The organism is Conyzicola sp., assembly GCF_046714715.1.
Taxonomy (GTDB): Bacteria; Actinomycetota; Actinomycetes; order Actinomycetales; family Microbacteriaceae; genus Conyzicola.
Genome location: NZ_JBKKAD010000203.1, coordinates 1 through 8,895, shown reverse-complemented (window position 1 = coordinate 8,895; position 8,895 = coordinate 1). Strand labels below are relative to the sequence as shown.

The following is an 8,895-nucleotide window of genomic DNA, read 5'->3' as shown; positions in this document are numbered from 1 at the left end:
GTCTGGTACGGCAACCCCGACTTCTACTGGGGCTACAACAACCCGCAGGTCACCACCTGGGTCGACGAGGCCGAGGCGTCGGCGACGACCGACGAGCAGACCGAGAAGCTGAAGCTCGTCAACCAGCAGATCGCCGCGGACGCCGCGAGCGTCTGGCTCTACCTCTACCCGCAGATCGTCGTGGCGGCGAGTGACGTGAGCGGATACCCGGTGAACGGGCTCAACTCGCAGTTCTACGTCTACGACATCGTCGTCGAGTAGCCCGCTCGGGTGGCCCGCGTTCGCGCGGGCTACCCTTGACGTCGCATGACTGTCTACCTGCTGCGCCGGAGCGCGTTCCTCCTGGTGTCCTTCCTCATCGCCATGGTGGCCATCTTCGTGCTGCTGCGGCTGCTTCCCGGCGACCCGTCGAACGCGCTGCTCTCGGCGACGTCGACGCCCGAGCAGATCGCGGCCGCCCAGGCGCAGGTGGGCGCCGACCGGCCCGTGCTCGAGCAGTTCGTGACCTGGTTCACGCAGCTCGCGAGCCTCGACCTCGGCGAGTCGTTCATCAGCGCGCTGCCGGTCGGTCCCGAGATCGCCGCGCGGCTCGCCGTGACCGTGCCGCTCACGCTCCTGGCCTTCGCGCTCGCGCTCGTGATCTCGCTCGTCGCCGGGTTCGTCGCGGCGACCAAGAGCGACCGCTGGTACGGCATCCTGATCTCCGGCTTCTCTCAGCTCGGCGTCGCCGTTCCCGTGTTCTGGGTCGGCATCCTGCTCGTGAGCGTCTTCGCGGTCGGTCTGCGCTGGCTGCCGTCGAGCGGGTTTCCGCGCGACGACTGGGCCGACCCGGCCGACGCCCTCCGGTCGTTGACCCTGCCGGTGATCACCGTCGCCATCGTGATGAGCGCGTCGCTCACCCGCTACGTGCGCTCGGCCACGCTCGACGTGATCGGCAGCGACTACCTGCGCTCGGCGCGCGCGCAGGGGTCGGGCTACGTCGAGGCCCTCTGGCGGCACGGGCTGCGCAACGGCGCCGTGCCGGTCATCTCGATCCTCGGCATCGAACTGGCCACCACCTTCCTCGGCGCCGTCGTGGTGGAGAGCGTGTTCGGCCTGCCGGGGCTCGGCAGCATGCTGCTGCGGGCCATCGAGCAGCACGACTACCCGAACATCCAAGGGGTGCTGTTCGTCAGCACGCTCGTGGTGCTCATCATCGGTTTCGCCGCCGACATCGCCCAGCGCCTCGTCGATCCGCGCCTGCGGTTGAGCCTCTCGGGCAATAGCCGAGGGGGCACCCGATGAGCGCCGCCGCCGTGCTGGTCTCCGCGCTGCCGCCCCGCCGCCGCTCGTGGACGCTCGTCGTGGGACTCGTGCTCACGCTCGCCGTCGTCGCGGTCGCACTGCTCTCCCTCGTCTGGCTGCCGTTCGACCCCTCGGACACCGGCGGCACCCGACTCGAGACCCCCAGCGCCACCCACTGGCTCGGCACCGACCGGCTCGGGCGCGACCTCGCCACCCAGCTGATGATCGGCGCCCGCATCGCACTCGCCGTGGGCCTCGGCTCGGTCGCGGTGGGCGCTCTCGCCGGCATCACCGTCGGTCTCGTGGCCGCGTTCGCGGCCTCCTGGCTGGATGACACGATCTCCGCCGCCCTCGACGTGGTGATCGCCTTCCCCGTGCTCTTGCTCGCGATGCTCATCGTCGCGGCGCAGGGCGCATCGCTCGGCTCGGTCATCCTGGCCATCGGCCTTGCGATGTCGGCCGTCGTCGCCCGCCTCACCCGCGTGCTCACCAAGCGCGTGCTCGGCGAACAGTTCGTGACCGCCGCGCGCGCCTCGGGCACCCGCTGGCCCGGCATCGTCGTGCGGCACATCCTGCCGAACATCTGGCCGACGCTGAGCGTGAACCTCGCCCTGCAGTTCGGCGTCGCCGTGCTCGCCGAGGCCAGCCTGTCGTACCTCGGCCTCGGCGCCCCGCCGCCCAACGCGTCGTGGGGCCGGCTGCTGCAGGAGGCGCAGGGCACCGTCGTGACCGCCCCGGTCGGCGCCATCGCGCCGGGGGTCGCGCTCGTCGTGCTGGTGATCGGCGTGAACTTCGTAGCCGACGGACTGCGCGACGTCGCCGACCCCTCGCGCCGTGTCCCGTCACGCCGCACACCTACCCGAAGGGCCAGCCGATGAGCCTGCTTTCCGTCAGCTCGCTGACCGTGCGCACCGCCGCCGGCCGCGCGCTCGTCGACGACCTGTCGTTCGACCTCGACGCGGGCCAGCGCCTCGGGCTGATCGGCGAGTCCGGCAGCGGAAAATCCGTCACGTCGCTCGCGGTCACCGGGCTGCTCGGCGCGGGCCTCACAGCGTCGGGCCGCGTGCTGCTCGACGGCGTCGACATCGTGGGCGCGAGGGAGAAGAGCATCGTTCCGCTGCGGGGGCGGGTGGCATCCGTCGTCTTCCAGGAACCGCTCACCGCGCTCGATCCGCTCATGCGCATCGGACGCCAGGTCGCCGAGCCCATCGCCCGGCACCGGGGGCTGCGCGGCGCCGCCCTGCGCGCCGCCGTCGCCGAGGCGCTCGACGAGGTCAGCCTCGACGAGACGCGCATCGCGCGGGCGTACCCGCACGAGATCTCCGGCGGACAGCGTCAGCGCGCGGCCATCGCCATCGCGCTCGGCAGCCGTCCGCGGCTGCTCATAGCGGACGAGCCCACCACCGCCCTCGACGTGACGGTGCAGGCGCAGATCCTGGCGCTGCTCGACGAGCTCGTCGAGGCGCGCGACATGGCGCTGCTGTTCATCAGCCACGACCTCGCCGTCGTCTCGGCGATGACCAGCGACGTGATCGTGATGAAGAACGGCATCGCGGTCGAACGCGGCGCCATCGCCCGGGTGCTGGCGGCGCCGGCCGACCCGTACACTGCCGAGCTCGTGCGCAGCGCGCGGGCACTCGACGACATGCTCGGGGCCTCCTCGTGAGCATTCTCGAACTCCGCGGCGTCTCGTACCGCTACCGCAAGGGCGCGCTCGCGCTCGACGACGTGTCGATCGCCGTGGGCGAGGGGCAGAGCGTCGGCCTCGTCGGCGAATCGGGCAGCGGCAAGTCGACGATCGTGCGGCTGATGCTCGCGCTCGCGAAACCCGCCTCGGGCGAGGTGCTGTTCGAGGGCGCGCCGATCACGGCTTCGACTATGCGGCGCTTCCGGGCGTCGGTGCAGACGGTGTTCCAGGACCCGTACTCGTCGCTCGACCCGAGGCAGCGGATCGCCTCGATCGTGGCCGAGCCGCTGCGGTCGCTCGGCATCGCCCGCGGCGACGAGGCCCGCGCGCTCGTCACCGCCGCGCTCGCCTCGGTCGGACTCGCCGCCGACACCCTCGAGCGCTACCCGCACGAGTTCTCGGGCGGACAACGCCAGCGCATCGCGATCGCCCGCGCCACCGTGTGCCATCCGCGGCTGCTGCTCGCCGACGAGCCGGTGAGCGCGCTCGATGTGACCACGCGCATCCAGGTGATCGACCTGCTGGCCGAGCTGCGCGAGTCTGCCGGGCTCGCGATCCTCATGGTGTCGCACGACCTGAGCGCGGTCGCCGCGCTGTGCGACGAGACCGTCGTGCTGAACGCCGGGCGCGTCGTCGAGCGGGGGCCGACCGCCGACATCCTGACCGCGCCGCGAGAGCCGTACACCCGCCGCCTCGTCGAGGCCGTGCCGCGCCTGCCCGCCTTCTGAACGAATGCCGGTCGAGTGCGAGCTCTGCGAGCGGATCGAGACCCCCGCGAGCGCTGGCCGGCCGGTCAAACCGCGCGGCGAGAGTGCGCTTGTGGCGGGTTACACGCTGCCTGCACCCGCCACAACCGCACTACCGGCGGCGGGCTCACCCGGCATGCCGGTCGAGTGCGAGCTCTGCGAGCGTATCGAGACCCCCGCGGGCGGCCAGGTTTCGATACGGGCGCCAGAGCGCCCTACTCAACCAGCAGCTGACGCGAAACCGGCTGGATGAGCCCGCCGCGGTCGCGTCATCCGGCCGAAAACGGCTCTTTTGCGTGCTGGCCCTAGAACACCGGCGGGTTCGTCGCGACGATGAAGATTCCCGCCCAGTGGCACAGGAACGCCAGCAGCGTCAGCGTGTGGAAGATCTCGTGGAACCCGAACTTGCCCGGGAACGGGTTGGGCCGCTTCATCCCGTAGATGACGGCGCCCACCGTGTAGAACAGACCGCCGACCAGGATCAGCGTCATCATCGCGGCGTCGGCCTGGAAGAAGTCGACGATGAAGATCAGCGACGCGTAGCCGAGCAGCAGGTACAGCGGCACATACAGCCAGCGCGGTGCGCCGATCCAGAAGACGCGGAACAGGATGCCCAGCCCGGCACCGCCCCACACCAGCCAGAGCAGCAGCACCGACTTGTCGTGGGGGAGCGCCAGCACCGTGATCGGCGTGTACGAACCCGCGATCAGCAGGAAGATGTTGGCGTGGTCGATGCGCTTGAACACAGCCTTGGTCTTCGGCTTCCAGTCGATGCGGTGGTAGAGCGCCGAGTTGCCGAAGAGCAGGAGAGAGGATGCCACGAAGACGCTCGAGCTGATGCGCGCCGCCGCGCCGTCCGCGGCCACGATGAGGATGACGCCGAGCACGATCGCCAGCGGAAACGTGCCGGCGTGGATCCACCCGCGCCAGGTCGGCTTCGCGTCGAGGGCGTCGTATTCGATCGCGTCATCCAACAGCGGGACATTCGGCAGATCCGCTCCCGGCTCGTCGTCTGCGCGGGCTTCTGGTGCGTCTGCGGTCATGACTGAAGCTTACTTGGACGGGTTTCTCACAGAGTGCGGGTCGAGTTTGGGCTAGCGTAGGCGAGGTGAAAGACAGGCAAGTACCCCTCGGCCGTGGCTTTCTCTATGGGCTCTACCAGACCCGGCTGCGTCGCCGGCTCGACAAGACCGCCATCCCCCAGCACGTCGCCATGATCTTCGACGGCAACCGCCGCTGGGCGCGGCAGCGCGGCCTCGAGACGGCGGCCCACGGACACAGCGCGGGGGCGCTCAAGATCCACGAGTTCCTGTCCTGGTGCGACGACCTCGGCGTCTCCGTCGTCACGCTCTACCTGCTCTCGAACGACAACCTCGTCAACCGCGGCAACGAAGAACTCGACCAGCTGTTCGACATCATCGCCGAACTCAGCGAAGACCTCGCCGCGACCAGCGACTGGCGCGTGCAGCAGGTCGGCACAAAAGACGGACTGCCCTCGTCGCTCGTCGACGCGATGGCCGCCGCCGAGAAGAAGACCGCGTCGAACACCGGCCTGCACATCAACCTCGCCGTCGGCTACGGCGGTCGCCGCGAGATCGCCGACGCCGTGCGCAGCATCGTGCACCAGCACAACTCCGAGGGCGGCAAGCTCGACGACCTGGCCGAGCTGCTCACCCCCGAGCTCATCGCCGAGCACCTGTACACGCAGGGGCAGCCCGACCCCGACCTCGTCATCCGCACCTCGGGCGAGCAGCGGATGAGCGACTTCATGCTCTGGCAGAGCGCCCACAGCGAGCTGTATTTCGTCGAGGCCCTCGGGCCCGACCTGCGCGAGGTCGACTTCCTGCGCGCCCTGCGCGACTACGCCAAGAGACAACGACGGTTCGGATCCTGATGCACATCGACGACTTCGCCGCCCGCTTCACCGAGGAGCCCGGCTACCTCGACTTCGCGCGCCTCGGGCCGATCGGCGCGGCCGTGATCGAGGAGCAGAACGCGCAGAGTGAACTGCTGTCGCGCGGCCGGTTCGGCACCCTCGCCTCGCTCGACGACGAAGACGTCCGCCTGCGCGAAGCGGTCGCAGCCCTCACCGGATTCGCGGCCGACCACATCGTGTTCCAGCCGAACACCAGCCAGGGCCTGATGCACGCCATGTTCGGCGTCACCGGCGGCGTCGCCCTCTCGATGGGCGAGTTTCCCAGCGTCACCTTCGCGGCCGCCCGTGCCGCCGAGAGCCTCGGCGTGCTCAGTCCGCTCTGGCTCGAGACCGACCACGGCCGCGTCACCCCCGGCAACCTGCGCGACCAGCTCACGCCCGCCATCACCGCCGTCGCCGTGAGCCTCGTCGACTACCGCACCGGCTACCTCGCCGACATCGACGGCATCCGCCAGGTCATCGGCGACCGCCTGCTCATCGTCGATGCGATCCAAGGCTTCGGGGTGACGGATGCGCCCTACAGCGTCGCCGACGTCGTCGTAGCCGGCGGGCAGAAGTGGGTGCGTTCCGGCTGGGGTAGCGGGTTCCTCGCGCTCAGCGACCGCGCCCTCGAGCAGCTCACCCCGGTCTTCTCCGGATTCACCGGCACCGACTCCGAATCCCAGCCCATGGACGAAGTGCTCGAACCCAGCGCCGGAGCGCGGGCGTTCAGCGTCAGCAATCCCGACCGGGTAGCCCAGGCGCGTTTCGCCGCGGCTCTCGAGGAGATCAGCTCTGTGGGGGTCGCGCCCATCCGCGACCGCATCATCGAGAAGACGACGCGTGTGATCGACCTGGCCGACGAGTTCGGCATCCCGGTCTCGTCGTCGCGCGCCGAGAACGAGCGGGCGGGCATCGTCGTGATCGAGCCGGCCGCCGACCAGCTCACCATCCTCGAGGCGTCGCTGTTCAACCACGGTGTCACGGCGACGACGCGCATGGGCCAGGTGCGGCTGAGCGCGCACGTCAGCACCGACGAAGACACCTTCGACATGCTGCGGGCGAGCTTCACCAGTTTTGCGTCGGCGATCAACGTTTAAGGATTTACCTGCCGGACACATTGGCCGTGGCGTGTCGGTTAGTCGTCGGGGTCGCGGGGCGTTTAGCGTCAGTCTCATCAGGTATGGCGCCTGGTCGAGACGGCCATGTAAGTTCGTCTTCGCAACGTAGTTGGCCGTCTTCGCAGACTGGATCCGAGTGCGCGTCACTCGGGGATGGAGTGCACGTGCCCTACAACGCTAGCCCCCGACAGAGCACCGCAGATTCTTCGGCAAGGGAGGCTGCCACGGCCGAGCGCACGTATGTGCTCGACACGTCGGTCCTCCTGTCGGATCCGAAAGCGGTCTTCCGCTTCGCGGAACACGCGGTAGTCCTGCCGGTCATCGTCATCAGCGAACTCGAGAGCAAGCGCAACGACCCCGAGATCGGGTACTTCGCCCGCCAGGCGCTGCGCAACCTCGACGAGCTGCGCGTGCAGCACGAACGCCTCGACTTCCCGATCGCCGTCGGCGACGACGGGGGATCGTTGCGGGTGGAGCTCAACCACTCCAATATGTCTGTGCTGCCCTCGGGTCTGCAGCTGGGCGACAACGACTCGCGCATCCTCGCCGTGGCGCTCAACCTCGCCAACGACGGACTCGCGGTCACGGTCGTCTCGAAAGACCTCCCGCTGCGCGTCAAGGCCGCCTCGATCGGCCTCGCCGCCGAGGAGTACCGCGCCGAACTGGCCGTCGACTCGGGCTTCACCGGGCAGGCCGACATCACGCTCTCGAGCGAGCAGATGAACCAGCTGTACGACGACGAGCAGCTCGACTCGCGCACCGTGCAGGAGATGCCGGTGAACACGGGTCTGGTCATCCACTCCGACCGTGGCTCGGCCCTCGGCCGCGTCACCGCCCGCGGCAAGATGCGGCTGGTGCGCGGCGACCGCGACATCTTCGGGCTGCACGGCCGCAGCGCCGAACAGCGCCTCGCGATCGACATGCTGCTCGACCCGGAGATCGGCATCGTGTCGCTCGGCGGCCGTGCCGGAACCGGCAAGTCGGCCCTCGCCCTCTGCGCCGGCCTCGAGGCCGTGCTGGAGAAGCAGCAGTACCGCAAGATCATGGTGTTCCGCCCGCTGTACGCGGTCGGCGGCCAGGAGCTCGGCTTCCTGCCCGGTGACGCGGCCGAGAAGATGAACCCCTGGGCCCAGGCCGTGTTCGACACGCTCGGCTCGGTCGTCTCGCAGAACGTGCTCGACGAGGTTCTCGAGCGCGGCATCCTCGAGGTGCTGCCGCTCACCCACATCCGCGGACGCTCGCTGCACGACGCGTTCGTGATCGTCGACGAGGCGCAGTCGCTGGAGCGCAACGTGCTGCTCACGGTGCTCAGCCGCATCGGCCAGAACTCGCGGGTCGTGCTCACCCACGACGTGGCCCAGCGCGACAACCTGCGGGTGGGACGCCACGACGGCGTCGCCTCGGTCATCGAGTCGCTCAAGGGCCACCCGCTGTTCGGGCACATCACGCTCATGCGCTCCGAGCGCAGCGCGATCGCGGCCCTCGTCACCGAGATGCTGGAGTCGAACGAGCTGGCCTAGCCTTGGCGGCTGAGTGAGCCTTCTGTTCGTTCGGCTGCGGAGGGCTGGTCGGCCGGCCGGGCGACTTTGCGCGGTGTATTTTCGCTGTCGCGCCCGAACATTCGGCAGCGATAGCGAAAATACACCGCGCGACTCTCGGCAGGCCGCCGACGCAGAACCGCCCGCCCCGGCGAACCGGGACGGGCGGCGGCGCACACCAACGGGTGCTACCGCGGGCTCGCTAGCCCGGGTGCGTCATGCTCAGCACGTCGAGCGACTTGTCGAGCTGCTCCTCAGAGATCTCGCCGCGTTCGACGAAGCCGAGGTCGATCACGGCCTCGCGGATCGTGATGCCGCTGGCCACGGCGTGCTTGGCGATCTTCGCCGCCGACTCGTAGCCGATGAACTTGTTGAGCGGCGTCACGATCGACGGCGACGACTCGGCCATCGAGCGGGCGCGGTCGAGGTTCGCGCGCAGGCCGTCGACCGTCTTGTCGGCGAGCAGCACGCTCGAGTTCGCCAGAAGGCGGATCGACTCGAGCAGCGCGGTACCCATGACGGGAATGGCCACGTTGAGTTCGAAGTTGCCCGTGGCTCCCGCCCAGGCGATTGTCGCGTCGTTGCCGATGACGCGGGCTCCGAC

Annotated in this window: 8 protein-coding genes and 2 pseudogenes; 8 read left to right on the top strand and 2 right to left on the bottom strand. The window is 69.4% G+C overall.

Annotated elements, in window-relative coordinates; genetic code table 11:
* The 5 genes and pseudogenes from ACLQ6X_RS16185 to ACLQ6X_RS16165 form a co-directional block, all read left to right on the top strand.
* Positions 1-261 (top strand): annotated as a pseudogene (locus tag ACLQ6X_RS16185) (ABC transporter substrate-binding protein); the annotation flags it as partial.
* 45 nt (positions 262-306) lie between these two features.
* Complete coding sequence (locus ACLQ6X_RS16180) at positions 307-1,284, top strand: ABC transporter permease (RefSeq protein ID WP_411701173.1); 978 nt, start codon at positions 307-309, stop codon at positions 1,282-1,284.
* Positions 1,281-2,162: an ABC transporter permease gene (locus tag ACLQ6X_RS16175; RefSeq protein WP_411701172.1), complete on the top strand. Its 882-nt coding sequence runs from the start codon at positions 1,281-1,283 to the stop codon at positions 2,160-2,162. The genes ACLQ6X_RS16180 and ACLQ6X_RS16175 overlap by 4 nt, the downstream gene beginning before the upstream one ends.
* Positions 2,159-2,950, top strand: coding sequence for an ATP-binding cassette domain-containing protein (locus ACLQ6X_RS16170; protein WP_411701171.1), 792 nt, complete (start codon positions 2,159-2,161; stop codon positions 2,948-2,950). The genes ACLQ6X_RS16175 and ACLQ6X_RS16170 overlap by 4 nt, the downstream gene beginning before the upstream one ends.
* Complete coding sequence (locus tag ACLQ6X_RS16165; RefSeq protein WP_411701170.1) at positions 2,947-3,699, top strand: ABC transporter ATP-binding protein; 753 nt, start codon at positions 2,947-2,949, stop codon at positions 3,697-3,699. The genes ACLQ6X_RS16170 and ACLQ6X_RS16165 overlap by 4 nt, the downstream gene beginning before the upstream one ends.
* Positions 3,700-4,022: 323 nt before the next feature.
* On the opposite strand, the gene trhA is transcribed toward ACLQ6X_RS16165, so the two are convergent.
* Entirely contained in the window at positions 4,023-4,760 is a 738-nt protein-coding gene (gene trhA / locus ACLQ6X_RS16160) for a PAQR family membrane homeostasis protein TrhA (protein ID WP_411701169.1), read from the bottom strand.
* A gap of 65 nt (positions 4,761-4,825) precedes the next feature.
* Here trhA and ACLQ6X_RS16155 point away from each other — a divergent pair, with 65 nt between their 5' ends.
* The 3 genes from ACLQ6X_RS16155 (at position 4,826) to ACLQ6X_RS16145 (ending at position 8,273) form a co-directional block, all read left to right on the top strand.
* Positions 4,826-5,611: an isoprenyl transferase gene (locus ACLQ6X_RS16155; RefSeq protein ID WP_411701168.1), complete on the top strand. Its 786-nt coding sequence runs from the start codon at positions 4,826-4,828 to the stop codon at positions 5,609-5,611.
* Positions 5,611-6,732: an aminotransferase class V-fold PLP-dependent enzyme gene (locus tag ACLQ6X_RS16150; RefSeq protein WP_411701167.1), complete on the top strand. Its 1,122-nt coding sequence runs from the start codon at positions 5,611-5,613 to the stop codon at positions 6,730-6,732. The genes ACLQ6X_RS16155 and ACLQ6X_RS16150 overlap by 1 nt, the downstream gene beginning before the upstream one ends.
* A gap of 185 nt (positions 6,733-6,917) precedes the next feature.
* Positions 6,918-8,273: a PhoH family protein gene (locus ACLQ6X_RS16145; protein WP_411701166.1), complete on the top strand. Its 1,356-nt coding sequence runs from the start codon at positions 6,918-6,920 to the stop codon at positions 8,271-8,273.
* A 220-nt stretch (positions 8,274-8,493) separates the two neighbouring features.
* Here the strand turns inward: ACLQ6X_RS16145 and aspA are convergent.
* Positions 8,494-8,895 (bottom strand): annotated as a pseudogene (gene aspA, locus ACLQ6X_RS16140) (aspartate ammonia-lyase); the annotation flags it as partial.